The sequence below is a fragment of the Pseudooceanicola marinus genome (assembly GCF_002786295.1).
GTDB lineage: Bacteria > Pseudomonadota > Alphaproteobacteria > Rhodobacterales > Rhodobacteraceae > Pseudooceanicola > Pseudooceanicola marinus.
Genome location: NZ_PGTC01000009.1, coordinates 457,689 through 474,186, shown reverse-complemented (window position 1 = coordinate 474,186; position 16,498 = coordinate 457,689). Strand labels below are relative to the sequence as shown.

At 68.7% G+C, this 16,498-nt stretch carries 9 protein-coding genes; 3 read left to right on the top strand and 6 right to left on the bottom strand.

Annotated elements, in window-relative coordinates:
- The first annotated feature begins 114 nt into the window (after positions 1 to 114).
- The gene (katG, locus tag CVM50_RS03330; protein WP_085886122.1) at positions 115 to 2,289 is read left to right on the top strand and encodes a catalase/peroxidase HPI; all 2,175 of its coding nucleotides are present in this window, start codon (positions 115 to 117) and stop codon (positions 2,287 to 2,289) included.
- A gap of 332 nt (positions 2,290 to 2,621) precedes the next feature.
- Here the strand turns inward: katG and CVM50_RS03325 are convergent, their stop codons facing one another.
- Both CVM50_RS03325 and CVM50_RS03320 read right to left on the bottom strand, forming a co-directional pair.
- Positions 2,622 to 4,526 carry an acyl-CoA synthetase gene (locus CVM50_RS03325; protein ID WP_085886123.1) on the bottom strand — a complete coding sequence of 635 codons (1,905 nt, stop codon included), beginning with the start codon at positions 4,524 to 4,526 and terminating at the stop codon, positions 2,622 to 2,624.
- Positions 4,527 to 4,758: 232 nt separating this feature from the next.
- On the bottom strand, positions 4,759 to 6,558 hold the full coding sequence (locus tag CVM50_RS03320; RefSeq protein ID WP_085886124.1) for an ABC transporter transmembrane domain-containing protein: 1,800 nt from the start codon (positions 6,556 to 6,558) through the stop codon (positions 4,759 to 4,761).
- A 287-nt stretch (positions 6,559 to 6,845) separates the two neighbouring features.
- Here CVM50_RS03320 and CVM50_RS03315 point away from each other — a divergent pair, with 287 nt between their 5' ends.
- Together CVM50_RS03315 and CVM50_RS03310 are read left to right on the top strand one after the other, a co-directional pair.
- On the top strand, positions 6,846 to 7,334 hold the full coding sequence (locus CVM50_RS03315) for a (2Fe-2S)-binding protein (protein WP_085886125.1): 489 nt from the start codon (positions 6,846 to 6,848) through the stop codon (positions 7,332 to 7,334).
- A 33-nt stretch (positions 7,335 to 7,367) separates the two neighbouring features.
- Positions 7,368 to 10,754, top strand: coding sequence for a molybdopterin cofactor-binding domain-containing protein (locus CVM50_RS03310; RefSeq protein ID WP_085886126.1), 3,387 nt, complete (start codon positions 7,368 to 7,370; stop codon positions 10,752 to 10,754).
- Here the strand turns inward: CVM50_RS03310 and CVM50_RS03305 are convergent.
- The 4 genes from CVM50_RS03305 to CVM50_RS03290 form a co-directional block, all read right to left on the bottom strand.
- Positions 10,724 to 11,965, bottom strand: coding sequence for an aminotransferase class V-fold PLP-dependent enzyme (locus CVM50_RS03305; protein WP_157792121.1), 1,242 nt, complete (start codon positions 11,963 to 11,965; stop codon positions 10,724 to 10,726). The genes CVM50_RS03310 and CVM50_RS03305 overlap by 31 nt on opposite strands.
- Positions 11,966 to 12,182: 217 nt before the next feature.
- Positions 12,183 to 13,829 (bottom strand): acyl-CoA dehydrogenase family protein, encoded by a 1,647-nt coding sequence (locus CVM50_RS03300; protein WP_085886128.1) that lies wholly within the window; start codon positions 13,827 to 13,829, stop codon positions 12,183 to 12,185.
- Positions 13,826 to 14,587 carry an SDR family NAD(P)-dependent oxidoreductase gene (locus CVM50_RS03295; protein WP_085886129.1) on the bottom strand — a complete coding sequence of 254 codons (762 nt, stop codon included), beginning with the start codon at positions 14,585 to 14,587 and terminating at the stop codon, positions 13,826 to 13,828. The genes CVM50_RS03300 and CVM50_RS03295 overlap by 4 nt, the downstream gene beginning before the upstream one ends.
- A 4-nt stretch (positions 14,588 to 14,591) precedes the next feature.
- Positions 14,592 to 16,436, bottom strand: coding sequence for a feruloyl-CoA synthase (locus CVM50_RS03290; protein ID WP_085886130.1), 1,845 nt, complete (start codon positions 16,434 to 16,436; stop codon positions 14,592 to 14,594).
- Positions 16,437 to 16,498: the final 62 nt, after the last annotated feature.

Sequence of the window (16,498 nt, the reverse complement as noted above, 5' to 3'; positions counted from 1 at the left end):
ATGCGCACTGCTATCGGTTGAGGCGCAAGAGGAGGAATGATCGCAGCGGCCCTTGCCCGGGCAGCCGCCGCGCGGTCGGCAACGAGATACGCAGCACCAATCCGGAGAGACGACATGGACGGAAACGACGTGAACACGGGCGGCAAGTGTCCGGTGATGCATGGGGGGATGACATCCAGCGGAACCTCGGTGACCGACTGGTGGCCGAACGCGCTGAACCTGGACATCCTGCACCAGCACGACAGCAAGACGAACCCGATGGGCCCCGATTTCGACTACCGCGAAGAGCTGAAGAAGCTCGACGTGGGTGCGCTGAAGGCGGACCTGCACGCACTGATGACCGACAGCCAGGCCTGGTGGCCGGCCGACTGGGGCCACTACGGCGGGCTGATGATCCGCATGGCCTGGCACGCCGCCGGCTCTTACCGCCTCGCCGATGGCCGTGGCGGCGGCGGCACCGGCAACCAGCGCTTCGCGCCGCTGAACTCCTGGCCCGACAACGTCAGCCTCGACAAGGCCCGCCGCCTGCTCTGGCCGATCAAGAAGAAGTACGGCAATGCCCTCTCCTGGGCCGACCTGATCATCCTGGCGGGCACCATCGCCTACGAATCCATGGGCCTGAAGACCTTCGGCTTCGCCTTCGGTCGGGAAGACATCTGGCACCCGGAAAAGGACGTCTATTGGGGCTCCGAGAAGGAGTGGCTGGCGCCGTCCGACGCACGCTACGACGACGTGGATGCGCCCGAGACGATGGAGAACCCGCTGGCCGCCGTGCAGATGGGTCTGATCTACGTGAACCCCGAAGGCGTGAACGGTGTCTCCGACCCGCAGAAGACCGCCGACCAGGTGCGTGAGACCTTCGCCCGCATGGCGATGAACGACGAGGAAACCGCCGCGCTGACCGCCGGGGGCCACACCGTCGGCAAGACCCACGGCAACGGCGATGCCGAGGCGCTTGGCCCCGAACCCGAGGCCGCCGGCCCCGAGGCGCAGGGCATGGGCTGGGTGAACCCCAACATGGGCGGCAAGGCTGCCAACGCCGTGACATCGGGCCTCGAAGGGGCCTGGACGACCGAGCCGACGAAGTTCGACATGGGCTTCTTCGACATGCTCTTCGGCCATGAGTGGGAGCTGCGCAAATCCCCCGCCGGGGCCAACCAGTGGGAGCCGGTGGACATCAAGGAGGAAGACAAGCCCCGCGACGCCTCCGATCCGACGAAGCGCCGCAACCCGATGATGACCGACGCGGACATGGCGATGAAGGTCGACCCGACCTACCGCGCCATCTGCGAGAAGTTCATGGCGGATCCCGAGTACTTCCGCGATACCTTCGCCCGCGCCTGGTTCAAGCTGACCCACCGCGACATGGGCCCGAAGGCGCGCTACATCGGCCCCGATGTGCCTGCCGAAGACCTGATCTGGCAGGATCCGATCCCCGAAGGTCCGTCGAACTACGACATCGGCGGTCTGAAGGCGGCCATCGCGGCCTCGGGCCTCAGCCAGCAGGACATGGTCACCACCGCCTGGGACAGCGCCCGCACCTACCGCGGGTCCGACATGCGCGGCGGCGCCAATGGGGCGCGCATCCGCCTGGCCCCGCAGAAGGACTGGGCGGGCAATGAGCCTGAACGCCTGGCCCGCGTCCTGTCGGTGCTGGAGCCGCTGGCGGCGCAGTTCGGCGCCTCGGTCGCGGACACCATCGTGCTGGCCGGCAACCTCGGCGTGGAAATGGCCGCTGCGGCGGCTGGCTTCGACATCACGGTGCCCTTCGCACCGGGCCGGGGCGACGCCACGGACGAGATGACCGACGCCGAAAGCTTCGAGCCGCTGGAGCCGATCCACGACGGCTACCGCAACTGGCTGAAGAAGGACTATGCCGTGGCGCCCGAGGAGCTGATGCTGGACCGCACGCAGCTGATGGGCCTGACCGCACCTGAGATGGTGGTCCTGGTCGGTGGCATGCGTGCCATGGGCACCAACCACGGTGGCACGGCGCATGGCGTCTTCTCCGAGGCGCCTGGCGCGCTGACGACCGAGTTCTTCACCACCCTGACCGACATGACCTACACTTGGGTCGACGCCGGTGAGGGGGTCTACCAGATCCGCGACCGCAACAGCGGCAAGATCCGGGGCACCGCGACGCGGCTCGACCTGGTCTTCGGGTCGAACTCGATCCTGCGCGCCTATGCCGAGGTCTATGCCCAGGACGATGCGGCAGAAAAGTTCGTGATCGACTTCGTGAACGCCTGGACCAAGGTGATGAACGCCGACCGGTTCGACATCGCCTGAACGCGGTACTGAACTCCGCATGAGCACCAGGGCTTCCCCGCAGCGATGCGGGGGAGCCTTTTTGCGTTTCCGGTCAGAGGGGGCTTTGCCCCCCGCCGCGCGTGCCGCACGCCTCCCCCCAGGATATTTCCGGCCCACAAATGAATGGAAGGGGGCGCTCTACCTGGTAGCCGGGGTGCCCTTGGGATGAGGGACCATCCCCTTTCTCCATTTCCGGTCCTGAAAACATCCTCGCCGAAGGCTTTCCCCGCAGGGGAAACCTGCGACGCAGCACGAAAAAGCCCCGGCGCTGAGGCCGGGGCTTGTTGATTTGATCAGGGAGCGGCGACGGCTCAGGCCAGTTCCGACACGTCCTCGGCCCATTCCCAGGGATTGGTGTAATTGCCCAGCAAGGTCTTCAGGGCGGTTTCATCCACCTCGCCCTTGCGGACGACCCGCGCGGTCAGGCCGCGTTTCTTGTCGTCGACCACCTCGACCACCTCGGCCGGGATCCCCGCCTCGGCCAGGGCGGCGTTGTAGACCCGCTGAATCGCGCTCTTGCGCAGGGCGGGCTTGAACACCTTGCCGACGGCGGTCTTGGGCAGCTCGTCCATCACCTCGACGTATTTCGGGATGGCGGCGCGTTCGTGCACGTGCACCTTGCAGTGGGCCAGCAGCTCTTCGGAGGTCACCTCGGCCCCGTCCACCAGTTCGACATAGGCGCAGGGCAGCTCGCCGGTGCGCGCGTCGGGCTGGCCGATGGCGCCCGCGAAGGCGACAGAGGTATGGGCCAGCAGCGCCTCCTCGATCTCCGCCGGGTCGATATTGTGACCGCCGCGGATGATCAGGTCCTTGGCGCGCCCGGTGATGAAGAGGTAGCCATCGGCGTCCAGACGCCCCAGGTCGCCCGTGCGCAGGTAGCGGTCATAGTGGAAGAGCTCACGGTTCTTGGCCTCTTCGGTATAGGTCGACCCCGCGTAGACGCCGGGGTTGGCGACGCAGATCTCGCCCACCTCGTCCACGGCGCATTCGCGCGGCTCGCCCCCGCCCGAGGCATCCAGGATGCGCACGTCGGTATAGGGGAAGGGCACGCCGACCGAGCCGTTCTTGCGCTCCCCCTGGTCCGGGTTGCAGGACACAAGGCAGGTCGCCTCGGTCAGCCCGTAGCCTTCGAGAATCTTCAGGCCGGCCGCCGCCTCGAACCGCTTGAACAGTTCCACCGGCAGGGGCGCCGAGCCCGAGAAGCAGAGCTTCACCGTCGAGATGTCGGCATTGACCGGACGCTGCATCAGCGCCGAGATCGCCGTGGGCACCGAGACGATGAAGGTCGTCTTGTAACGCTCGCAGAGCTTCCAGAAGTTGTCGAAGACGCCGTCGCCGCGATAGCCCGCCGGCGTCGGGAAGACCACATGGGCGCCCGACATGCAGGCCCCCATCAGCATCACGTGACAGGCGAAGACGTGGAACAGAGGCAGCGGGCACATGATGCTGTCCTCTTCGGTGTAGAGCAGCGAGGCCCCCACCCAAGCATTGTAGACCAGCCCCGAATGCAGGTGGCGCGCCACCTTCGGCATGCCCGTCGTGCCGCCGGTATGGAAATAGGCGCCGATACGGTCGGTCTGGCTGTCGGCGAAGGCCAGCTCGCTCGGCTGGCCGGCCATCTGCTCGCCGAAGTTCAGCACGTCGGCATGGTGCCGGTCCGACGTCTTGGGACGGATCAGCGGCACGATCCAGCTTTTCGGCGGGCTGAGGTAGCGGTTCAGGTCCACCTCCAGCACGGTGCGGACATTGGGGGCGAACTGCACCGCCTGGGCCACCTTCTGCGCCACGTCGGTCTTCGGGAAGGATTTCAGCGTGACCACGACCTTGGCGCCGGTCTCGCGCAGGATGGCGGAGATCTGCTCCGGCTCCAGCAGCGGGTTCACCGGGTTCACGATGCCCGCCGTCATGCCGCCCAGGGTGGCGACCACGGTTTCCATCGAATTGGGCATGACCAGCGCGACCACGTCGTTTTCCCCGACGCCCAGCTTGCGGAACATGTTGGCGCATTGCGCCACCTTGCCCTTCAGCTCACTCCAGCTCAGGGTTTCGGCCTTGTCCTTCGGCCCGGATTCAAGCTGGAATGTGACCGCCTTGTTCGACGGAAAGGCAGCAGCCGTGCGCTCCACCATTCCGAATACCGTCTTCGGAACGTCCCGCGCCTCCCAGGGCATCTCCGCTTCGATCCGCTTGACATCAGGCACGCCTGTAAAGGTCATGCGTTCTCCTCCCATCGCCTCGTGCGCCTCCTTGCGCTCTTCGCTAGATTTTCTTTCGCCGCTTCAAAGGCAAGCATTACGCTGCGTTTCCCCTCCGATGCGCAACGTGACGTAAAGCCTAGCATGGAAAGACAATTGGCGAGAAAAAATGTCGGAAGAGTCAGAGAACGCCGCCCGGACCCGCCCCGCAAGGGGCCGACGGGAGACAGGCGCAGGACGGGCGGCGGGGCCCTCAGGCCGCCGCCGATCCGTCGGTGAATTGCAGTCGCGCCAGGCGGGCGTAGAGGCCGCCCTCGGCCACCAGGTCGTCGTGACGGCCCTGGGCCACGATCCGGCCCTCCTCCATCACCACGATCCGATCGGCCCGTTTCACCGTAGCCAGGCGGTGCGCGATGATGATGGTGGTGCGCCCCTCGGACACGGTCTCGATCGCCTTCTGCACCAGGCCCTCGCTTTCCGCGTCCAGCGCCGAGGTCGCCTCGTCCAGCAGCAGCACCGGGGCATCTCGCAGGATGGCGCGGGCGATGGCGATGCGCTGTTTCTGGCCACCCGAGAGCATCACGCCGCGCTCTCCCACAGGGCTGTCGTAGCCCTCGGGCAGCGCCTCGATGAACTCATGCGCGGCGGCGGCACGGGCCGCGGCCTCGACCGCCGCATCGCTGGCGCCCGGCAGGCCGAAGCGGATGTTGTCGCGCGCCGAGGCCGCGAAGATCACCGGGTCCTGCGGCACCAGGGCCACGTGGCGGCGGAAGGCATCCCGCGCCATCTGGCGCAGGTCGGTGCCGTCCAGGGTCACCGCACCCGCCTCCGGGTCGTAGAAGCGCAGGATCAGCTGGATCAGGGTCGACTTGCCCGCCCCCGAGGGGCCGACCACGGCCACCGTCTCACCCGGGTTCACCTGCAGGCTCACTTCGTCCAGCGCCGCCCGCGCGGGGCGCGAGGGGTAATGGAAGGTCACACCGTCGAAGCCGATCCGCCCGCGCGCCGGTGACGGCGGTGCCAGCGGCACGGCCGGGTCCTGCACAGCATCCTCGACCGTCAGCAGCTCCACCAGCCGTTCGGTGGCGCCGGCGGCGCGCTGCAGCTCGCCCCAGATCTCCGACAGGGCCGCGACGGAGCCTGCGACCATCACCGCGTAGATCACGAACTGCACCAGCCCGCCGGTGGTCATCAGCCCGGTGCGCACGTCATTGGCGCCGATCCACAACACGCCGACGATGCCCGCAAAGATCAGGAAGATCACGATCACGGTCATCACCGCACGGGTCAGGATGCGCCGCATGGCGGAGCGATAGCTTTCCTCGGTCACCGCATCGAAGGTTGCGCGGCTTTGCGTCTCATGGGTGAAGGCCTGCACCGTCTGCACCGACAAGAGCGCCTCGGAGGCATTGCCCGAGCTTTGCGCGATCCAGTCCTGGTTCTCGCGGCTGAGTTTTCGTAGGCGGCGGCCCAGGGTCAGGATCGGTACCACCACCAGCGGCACGATCAGCAGGGCCAGCCCCGTCAGCTTGGCCGAGGTCAGCAGCATCATCACGAAGCCGCCGAAGAAGATAAGCACGTTGCGCAGCGCCACCGAGACGGAGGAGCCGACGACCGACTGGATCAGGGTCGTGTCGGTGGTGATCCGGCTGAGGACCTCACCGGTCATCGTGCTCTCGTAGAACGCCGGGCTCATCCCGATGACACGACCGAAGACGGCCTTGCGGATGTCAGCCACCACGCGTTCGCCCAGGGTTGTGACCAGCGTATAGCGCAGCCCCGTGCCCAGGGCGAGAAGCGCCGCGATGCCGATGGCGGCCAGGAAATACTGGTCGAGGATCTGGGCCGACCCCTCCTCGAAATTGTCGACCACGCGGCGTACCGCCAGGGGCAGCACCAGCGAGACGGAGGCGGTCAGCACAAGCGCCAGAAGCGCGCCGATCAGCAGCGCGCGGTAGGGGCGCAGGAAGGGCCAGAGCTCTCCCAATGCGCCGACGCGGCGCGAGGGGTCGCGATCAAGCTGGCCGGGATCGGTCTGGGGACGTCGGGCCAAGGGGGGCTCCTTCCTTTGCGGGCGCAAAACAGGGGCTTCATGCCCCCCCGCGCCGTCCCGGTCAAGCGCAGGCCCCGACAGGGCGCCAGGCGCGACGCCCCGCAGCGCTGCCCAGCCCTTACGCAGCCGCAGAGCAAACTTGAGCCGCGGGGGCATTTCGTGGCTCACTCCCTCTGGCGCGGGGACAGGTTTCGGGACATTGTTCGTGCGCAAGCAATTTGTCCGCCCCGCAACGACGGGACAGGGCCAGCAAGAGAGGCGCAGCCATGCGCCCGGGGAAGGGAAGGATGCGGGAGGAACTGAGGTTCACCCTGAACGGGACGCAGGTCACCTGCGGCGGTGCTGCGGGGCTAACCCTGCTGGATCTGCTGCGCGAGGAACTGGGGTTGAACGGCCCGAAGTACGGCTGCGGCCTGGCGCAATGCGGCGCTTGCACGGTGCTGGTCGACGGCGCGCCCGCGCGGTCCTGCATCCTGCGTGCAGAGCGCGTAACCGGGCGGTCCGTCACCACGCTGGAAGGTCTGGCCGATCCCGACACCGGCGCCCTTTCCCCCACACAGCAGGCCTTCCTGGAGATGGAGGGCGCGCAATGCGGCTACTGCCTGAACGGCATGGTGATGAGCGCGACGGCCCTGCTGCGCGCCAACGCCGACCCGTCCGAGGCGGAGATCCGAAGCGCCCTGCGCCACAACCTCTGCCGCTGCGGGGCGCACCTGGAAATCATCGCCTCCGTCCGCCGCGCGGCGGAATTGATGCGGGAGGCCGGCCATGCGTGACCTCTGCCCGGGTGCCGAAAAGGGGCGCCGCCCGTGACCAATGCCCTGACCATCTACCGCGCCACCGAAAGCGGGCGTGACGTCTTCCTGACGCTCTCCCCCGAGGGCCACGCCACCGGCTACAACGGCCACGTCGACCTGGGCACCGGCATCGGCATCGCCCTGACGCAGATCGTCGCCGAGGAGTTGGACCTGCCGCTGGAGGCGGTGACCATCCACTTGGGCGACACGGCCCACACGCCGAACCAGGGGCCGACGATCGCCTCTGAAACCATCCAGATCACCGCCGCGCCCCTGCGCCGCGCCGCCGCCCAGGCCCGTGCCTGGCTGGTGGCCCAGGCCGCCCGGCAGTGTGATGCCCCCGAGGCGGAGATCACGACCCTCGACGGCGCCTGCCTCTGGCAGGACCGGCGCCTGCCCTACGACGCCCTGTTGCAGAACCACGCAGAGGCGCTGCCCCTGGACGAGGCCGCGCCGGTCAAGGATCCGGCCAGCTATCGCGTCGTGGGCCGCAAGGCCGGGCGGCTGGACCTGCCGGCGAAACTTCGGGCCGAGTTCGACTATATCCAGGACGTGCGCCTGCCGGGCATGATCCACGGCCATGTGATCCGCCCGCCCTACGCCGGCCGGGACAGCGGCGATTTCATCGGTCGCAGCCTGATCGGCTATGACGCCACCAGCGTGGAGGGCATGCCGGGCTACCTGGGCATCCACCACGAGGGTGACTTCCTGGCCGTGCTGGCCGAAACCGCGCCCCAGGCCCGCGCCATCGCCGAGACGCTGAAGGTGGACTGGCGCCTGCCGCCGCCCCTGCCCGACATGGAGAGCATCGCCGATACGCTGAAGGCGCAGCCCTCGACGCCCCGGCCGCTGCTGGCCAGCGGCGACATCGACGCCGGGCTGGCCGAGACGGCGCATCGGCTCGACCGGCGCTATGTCTGGCCGTGGCACATGCACGCCTCCATTGGGCCCAGCTGCGCCGTGGCCGACTGGAACGGCGGCACACCGCTGGTCTGGTCGGGCACCCAGAACCCGCACATGCTACGCGGGGACTTGGCCGTGCTGGTCGACCTGCCGGAGGAACAGATCGAGATCCGCCGCCACCAGGCCGCCGGCTGTTACGGGCGCAACTGCGCCGATGACGTGGCGGGCGATGCCCTGCTGCTGTCGCGCGCCTGCGGGCGGCCCGTACGGGTGCAGCTGACCCGCGCGCAGGAAAGCCTGTGGGAACCGAAGGGGGCCGCGCAGCTGATGGAGATCCGCGGCGGCCTGGATGCCGCGAAGGATTTTCACGCCTACGACTTCCAAAGCTGGTATCCGTCGAACCGCGGCCCCAACCTGGCGCTGCTGCTGACCGGACGGATCAGCCCCGATCCGCGCCCCGACACCATGGGCGACCGGACGGCCGTGCCGCCCTACCGCATCCCGCACCGCCGGATCGTGGCACATGACATGGCGCCCATCGTGCGCGCCGCCTGGCTGCGCGGCGTCTCGGCCCTGCCCAATACCTTCGCCCACGAAAGCTATATCGACGAGCTGGCGGCGGAGGCGGGCGAAGACCCGGTGGCCTTCCGCCTGCGCCACATGGACGACCCGCGCCAGGCCGAACTGGTGCGCCGCACCGCCGAAGAGGCGGGGTGGGAGGAACATGATGGTCCCCGGCTGCAACGCGAGGGCCGCATGGCCTATGGCCAAGGCTTCGCCTTCGCCACCTATGTCCACGGCCCCTTCCCCGGCGTGGCAGCGGCCGCCGCCGCCTGGGTCGTCGACGTGGCGGTCGACACCGAGACCGGCGAGGTCACCCTGTCCCGCGTCTTCGTCGGCCAGGATCAGGGATTGGTCATCAACCCCGACGGGGTGCGCCAGCAGATCCACGGCAACGTCATCCAGACCGCCGGACGGGTGCTGACCGAGGAGGTCAGCTTCGACGAGATAAGCGTCACCGACCAGAGCTTTGCCGACTATCCCCTCACCACCTTCCCGCAGCTGCCCGAGATCCGCACCCTGCTGGTGGAACGCCCCGAGGATCCGCCCCTTGGCGTCGGTGAAAGCGCCGCCGTGCCCGCCGCCGCCGCCATCGCCAATGCGATCTTCGATGCCACCGGCGTGCGGATGCGCGAGGCGCCCTTCACCCCCGAAAAGATGCGCGCGGCCCTGGGACAGACGGAAACACCGGCAACAGCCCTTCCCCCGCCCCCGCGCAAACCGCGCCTGCCCCTACGCACGCGCCTGGCCGCCGGCGCCATCGGCTTGATGGGGCTGGCCGGGCTCGGCGCCGCCTCCCTGCCTCTGCATCGTGCCATCGCGCCGGTGACGCCGCAGATCGCCACCACGGCGGAGCAACTGGCACGGGGGGAAACGCTCTTTGCGCTCGGCAACTGTTCGTCCTGTCACACCGCCACCGGCGGGTTGAAGAACGCGGGCGGCAAACCGGTCGAGACGCCCTTCGGCACGGTCTTTTCCACCAACCTGACACCAGACGCCGAAACCGGGCTGGGCCGCTGGTCCTACGCGGCCTTCGCCCGTGCCATGCGCCACGGTGTCAGCCGCGACGGGCGCAACCTCTACCCCGCCTTCCCCTATACCTCCTTCGCGAAGATGGCGGAGGCCGACCTGCAGGCCCTTTACGCCTATATCCAGTCGCTGGAGCCGATCCGGGCCGAGGTGCCCGCCGCGCAGATGCAGGTCCCACGCCCGGCGCTGGCCGCCTGGAACGCGCTGTTCCACAAGGTCGACACGCTGTCCCCCGACCCGGCGCAGGATGCGACCTGGAACCGGGGCCGCTACCTGGTGGAAACCCTGGGCCATTGTTCCGCCTGCCACACGCCGCGCGGCACGTTTGGCGTCGAGGACCAGACGCGCGCGCTGAGCGGGGCGATGATTCGCGACTGGTTCGCCCCTGCCCTGGCTGGACCAGAGGCCGGTGCCCGCGGCTGGGACGTGCCAACGCTGACCCGCTACCTGAAGACCGGCACCGCGCCCGGCCTCTCGGCGGCCTCCGGGCCTATGGCCGAGGTGATCGAGGGCACGTCACAACTTCCCGAGGGGGATCTGACGGCCATGGCCACCTACCTGGCCTCGCTGGCCGAAGGCAGTGCCGCGCCGGTGCCCGAGCCCGTCCTGCCCGCAACGCCCGACCGGATGCACCGTATCTACGAATCCGCCTGTGCCAGCTGCCACGAACCCGCCTTCGCCGACCTGCTGACGGCGGCGCAGATCCCGCTGGGCCGGTCGCCCGCCCTGCGCGCCCCGAGCCCGGAAACGGCGATGACGGTGATCCGAGAGGGTCTCTCCGGCCCGTTGGGGACCGAGTTGCGCGACATGCCGGGCTTTGCCGCAGACCTGCCCGAGACGGACATCGCCGCCCTGGCCCGCTACCTGCGCGCCCGCTACGCGCCCGACCTGCCCGCCTGGCCCTGAGCCATCAGGCGGGCCCGGCGCCCGCTAGCCTTGGCATGCTGCGCGACGATCTCGCACAGCGCCTCGGTCAGCCGCGTGATCTCCGCATCATCGGTCAAGTAGCTGACCGAGGCCCGGCAGACCGAGCCCTGCGGCATCGGCAGGGTGCAAAACGGCGCATAGGAGGTGTTGACCGTGGTGATCGTCACGTCGCGACGGGCCAGAGCCAGCTGAACCTGGGCAGGCGTGATCTCCGGCATGTGGAACGTGGTGATATGACTTTCCGCCGGGCCGGTTTCCCGCAGGACCAACCCCGGCACCTCTGCCAGGGCCGCGCGCAGGCGCGTCGTTCGCTCCAGCATCCGCGCCGCGATCGCCCTGGCGCCCAGCTGGTTGGCCAGCCGCACCGCCGCGCCGAGGCCGAGGCGCAATGCCGGGGCGTATTCGGAGGCTTCAAACCGTCCGCCGTCGCGCCTCTGCACCACCTCGCCCGCGACGAGGCTGGCAGCACGCAGGTTCATCGGCCTCGGCACCATCTGCTCCAGCGCGCCCTCGCGGACATAGAGGAACCCGCTGCCCTTCGGCCCGCGCAGCCCCTTGCGCCCCGACGCCGTCAGGATATCACAGCCGATCCGGTTCACGTCGATGGGCAGGACCCCTGCCGCCTGGGCCGCGTCGACGACGAACGGCACGCCGGCGGCCCGGGCCAGCCGACCGATCCGCTCCACCGGGACGGCATGGCCCAGATGCGCCCCGATCCAGGTCACCGCGATCAGCCGCAGACGGTCGTCCATCATCTCTTCCAGGCCCGACAGGTCCATGCGGCCATCGGGCAGCTCGGGGATCCGTCCCAGCCGGGCGCCGACGGCAGCGCATTCCTGGGCCAGCGTCAGGATGTTGCCGCCCCATTCCCCGCCGCCGACCAGCACCCGGTCCCCCGGCCGCAGACGCGGCAGCGACAGGACAGCCAGGTTCCAGGCCTCGCTGTTGCTGCTCATGAAGGAGATCTGGGGGGCAGTGGCGCCGATCAGCCAGGCGATCTCGTCGCGGGCATTCTCGATCTTCTCGGCAGCGGCAAGGCCGGCGGCATGGGACGAGGTGCGGATCTCTTCGCCCAGGTGGAATTGCAGTGCCTCGACCACCTCGGACGACAAAAGTCCACTGCTGGCAGCATTGAAATGCGCCAGTCCGGGCAGAGACGGCGTAGCCTTGCGCAAGGCGGCGACATCCATGGACAGGCCTCCCGCATTCATTGTGAAACTCATCAACCAACCACACAGAAAGACACGGAAAATGACAGCGTCCGCATCTAAGCGTGATGCGGAACGGGCGATCAAGTGGTTTCTGTGCGCAAGTTGTCGCGGCCGCGGCACGTCCAGCGGAGCCAGGGGCCTACGGACCGGCCCGCCGGACGACCGCGCGGCCACCCGGGGCGGCCGCGCGTCAAGGTCAGACGACGCTGTCGAGCAACTCGGGCGGCAGACTGCAGGACGCTTCGGCGCGCGTCATTTCAGCTTCCGAGAAGTGCAGGCGGTAGCGCGCCCAGGCGCGTCCCTCCTCGCCCAGTCCAGCCAGCCGCACCGCCATCAGGGCAGATACGGCCGTCCAGCCAGCGCGCAGGTAGCCGTCGGCCTGCCCCAGCAGGACTTTCGTGGACGCGCCGGAACTCATCAGCCTGTCGGCCAGGGCGATGAAGCGGTCCAGCATTGCGGCGGCGCGGGCCGCCTCGGCCTCATGGGGGGAGGCTGTCAGCTCTGCCCGGGCGGCACGGGTGAAGGCATCAAGGCTGCGGCCCTCGTCCTTCAGCAGGCGCCGCATCAGGAAATCCTGCCCCTGCATGCCCGTGGTGCCCTCGTAAATGGTGATGATGCGGGCGTCGCGCAGGTAGCGTTCGGCGGGCCATTCGCGGGTATAGCCCGCGCCCCCCAGCACCTGCACTGCGCCCGATGCGACCTCGAAAGCAATCTCGCCGCCGAAGTTCTTGGCCAGGGGCAGCAGGAAGGCGGAGCGCATCTCGGCCTCCGCATCGCCCGCCCGGGCCGCGTCGGTGGTCACCGCCGCCTCCGCCACCAGGGCGGCCAGCAGCGCCGCATTGGACTGCATGTCCAGCAACTGCCGCCGCACGTCGGGGTGAGACAGGATCGGCACCGGCGGCTCGGAGGGCTTGCCCCCCTGCAACCGCTCGCCCGCGTAATGCCGCGCCAGCGCCGCCGCCCGCAGGGCCACACCGGCCCCCTGGCAGCCGGTCTGCAGGCGCATCAGCTCGATCATGCGGAACAGCGTGACCAGGCCCCGGCCCGGCTCGCCCACCATCTGCCCCTCGGCCCCCTCGAAGCTGAGGACACAGGTGGGCGAGCCGTGCAGGCCCAGCTTTTCCTCGATCCGTTCGACCCGGATGGCGTTGCGGCTGCCGTCGTCTTTTACGTCCGGCACCAGGAACAGCGACAGGCCCCGCGTGCCCTCCTCCGGCGTGCCGGTGCGCGCCAGGCAGAGGTGGCCGATGCGGGCCGCCATGTCGTGATCGCCGAAGGAGATCCAGCATTTCGGCCCGGTGATCGACCACTGGCCATCGCCCAGATCCGTCGCCCGGGTACGGATGCGCCCCACGTCGGAGCCCGCGTCGGGTTCCGAGATGCAGATCGTCGCCGTCCATTCGCCCGAGGCCAGTTTCGGCGCCCAGGTGGCGGCCAGCTCCGGCGCGGCGGCGATCAGGCAATGGGCGCCTGCCCGGGTCGAGCCGCCGATCATCATGAAGGGCATCGCCGCACCCTCAAACGCCAGCGAGGCGGCGACATGCACCGCCGTCGGCAGGCCCTGCCCGCCGAAGTCCTCCGGCAGGTCGGCGGCCAGCCAGCCGTCGGCACCCAGCTTGGCCAATGCCTCGCGGTAGCCCTGGGGTGTGCGCACCCGGCCGTTCTCGACCGTGCAGCCCTCTTCGTCGGCCCGCCCGGCCAGCGGCGCCAGCACCTCCTCGGCCAGGCGCGAAGCCTCGCCGAGGATCATGGTCGTATCGTCCTTCTCCAGCCCCGCGGCCTCGGCCTGGGCAGCCCAGCCGGGGGTCAGGTGCAGGATGTCGGAGATCAGCTCTGCGCTCATTTCGGCTGCATCCGCACGGCGCCGTCGAGGCGGATCACCTCGGCGTTCAGGTAGGCCGTCTCGAAGATGTACTGCACGGTGCGGCCATATTCATCCGGGTCGCCCAGACGCTGCGGGAAGGGAATGGTGGCGGCGATGGATTTTTGCACCTCTTCGCCCAGGCCTTCCAGCAGCGGGGTCAGGAAAAGGCCCGGGGCGATGGTGTTTACCCGCACCCCGAACTTCGCCAGCTCGCGTGCGATCGGCAGGGCCATGGCGACGATGCCGCCCTTGGACGCCGAATAGGCCGCCTGGCCGATCTGCCCGTCGAAGGCCGCCACCGAGGCGGTGTTGACGATCACGCCGCGCTCGCCGTCCTCCAGCGGGTCGGTCGGCACCATGCGCGCCGCGGCCAGCCGCAGCATGTTGAAAGACCCCAGCAGGTTCACCCGGATGGTGCGTTCGAAGTCCTCGAAGGGCAGCGGGCCTTCGCGGCCCACCACGCGGCCCGCCTCGCCGATGCCGGCGCAGTTCACGAGCCCGCGCAGGGGACCCTGCGCCGCGATCGCCTCGTCCAGGGCCGTTTCCGCCGCGACCGGGTCGGCCACGTCCAGCGCCTTGGCCACGCCGCCCAGTTCCGCCGCCACGGCCTCGGCCGCCTCGGCGTTCCGATCCACGATGGTCAGCTTGGCGCCCGCCTTGGCCAGGCGCCGCGCGGTGGCCGCGCCCAAGCCGGAGCCGCCGCCGGTGACGGCCACATGTGCGTCGGTCAGGTTCATGTCTTCAGGTCCTTTCCATATGCAGGGAGATCACCCGCGGGTCCTCGGACCACAGGTTCTCCACCAGGTCGGCACGGTGGCGCAGCACCGCGCGCTGGTTGATCGAGCCCTTGTCGGTCACCTCGCCCTTCTCGAAGGACAGCGGCACCTCCAGGAACATCATCCGGGTCACCCGGCTGGCCGAGCCGGTGGCCCGCGCCGCATGGGCATCCAGCAGGTCAGCGGCCACGCGGCGCACTTTGGGGTGGTTCAACAGCGCCTCGTCGGAGACGTCCTCGTCGACCATGGCGGCCAGGGCATCCCAGTCGGGCACGACCAGTGCGCCCAGTTCGGTATGCCCCTCCCCCGCCACGACCACGTCCGAGGCCAGACCCTTCAGGTCGTTGGTCAGCTGCGCGCGCAGGGCGCCGACGGCGACCCAGGTGCCCGAGGCCAGCTTGAAGTTCTCGGCCAGGCGCCCGTCGAAGTAGAAGCCCGCCGCCGGGTTGCCCGGCTCGACGAAGCGGAAGGCGTCACCGAAGCAGTAGAAGCCCTCCTCGTCGAAGGCCTCCGCCGACAGCTTCTCGTTGCGCCAGTAGCCGGGGGTGATGTTGGGCCCCTTCACCCGCGCCTCGTACTTGTCGCCCTGGGGCGCCAGTTTCAGGGTGATACCGCGCGACGGCACGCCGAGATTGCCCGCCGTTTCCTGCTTTTCGCAGCACATCAGCGAGAACGGCCCGGTCTCGGTCGAGCCGAAGCCGGTGGCCAGGACCACGCCGCCCTCGACCTCCTGGTCGGCAATACGGGTGATCCGATTCCACACGGGTTGCGACATGCCGGCGCCCGCGTACATCAGCATCTTCACCCGCTTGAAGAAGGTCTTCCGCAGGTCCGCATCACGTTCCATCGCATCCAGCAGCATCTGATAGCCGAGCGGCACGTTGAAATACCAGGTGGGTGAAACGTCGCGCAGGTTGCGGATGGTCTTGCCGATATCCTTCGGAGTCGGCTTGCCATCATCGAGGTAGAGCGTGCCGCCGTTGTAGATGATCAGGTTGAACACCTTGTTGCCGGCAGCGGTGTGATTCCACGGCGCCCAGTCGCAGACGACAGGCGGTTCATGGTTCAGGAAGCGGTAGCTGTCGTTGATCATCACCTGGTTGGAACACAGCATCCGCTGGGTCTGGATCACCGCCTTGGGGGAGCCGGTGGTGCCGGAGGTGAAGAGGAATTTCGCCACAGTGTCGGGGCCAAGCGCGGCAAAGGCGGCTTCCATCTCCGCCGAGGGCTCCGTCGCCGCCAGGTCGTCGAAGCGCAGCACCTCGCGGTCCTTCAGCTGGCCGGTGACGCTGACCACGGGAACCGAAGCGTCGAAAACCTCATGAATGGCGCGTCCGAAGGGCGTGGCGTCCTCGGCGTAGATCATGCCGGGTGTCAGCTGGGCGGCTACGTCGATCAGCTTGGCCAGGTCGCCCTTGGCCAGGGCATAGGCGGGCGCCAGCGCGGCGGAGGGCACGCCCACGTGTTGCGCCGCCAACGCCATGATCGCGTGACGCACCGAGTTGCCCGACAGAATCAGCAGCGGCCGTTCCGCCGACAGGCCCATCTGCAGCAGAGCCGATCCGATGGCGCGGATCTGTCGCGCCGCCTCGCCGTAGGTCATGTGCTGCCAGGCACCGTCCGGCCCGCCGCGTTCGACCATCCAGCTGCGGTCCGGCGCGACCTCTGCCCAATGCATGAATTTCTCGGTCATGCAGCGGGGATAGGGGCCAAGCTCCTCCTCCTGCCAGACCAGAATCGAGCCGTCTTCGCGGGTCTCGTGACGAATGACGGGCGCCCAGAAATCCTGGGCCCGAGAACTGTCGGACATGTGTCTCCTCCATTTCCAAAATGCCCGGACAATACTCTCCTCACTGCCCGGGCTTGGTTGAT